Raw genomic sequence first — 406 nt, forward strand, 5'->3', positions numbered from 1 at the left:
GTTAATGCCCGTTTGCACCAAAAGGAGAAAAAAATGAGTGGAAAGAATTACAAAGCTTCAGTTGAAGCGGTGGACGAAAAACAAGTTTACGACCCAGAAGTAGCGATAGAAAACGTTATCGCAACAAGCAAAGCAAAGTTCGACGAAAGCATTGAATTGCACGTTCGTTTAGGAGTTGACTCACGTCAAGCTGACCAACAAGTTCGTGGCGCAGTGGTATTGCCACACGGAACAGGCAAAACCTTGAACGTTTTAGTCTTCGCCAAAGGAGACAAAGCAAAAGAAGCTGAAACTGCGGGCGCGGATTATGTTGGTGCAGAAGAATTTATACCGAAAATCGAGAAAGATGGCTGGTTAGACTTTGACGTTATCGTTGCTACCCCAGACATGATGGGTACGCTTGGGC

General features: G+C 45.1%; 1 pseudogene. It reads left to right on the plus strand.

Going from position 1 to position 406, the window contains the following annotated elements:
• Positions 1-33 precede the first annotated feature (33 nt).
• A pseudogene (locus tag ACYVTD_RS17370) lies at positions 34-406 on the plus strand (50S ribosomal protein L1); the annotation flags it as partial.

The organism is Treponema sp. R6D11 (genome assembly GCF_054786075.1).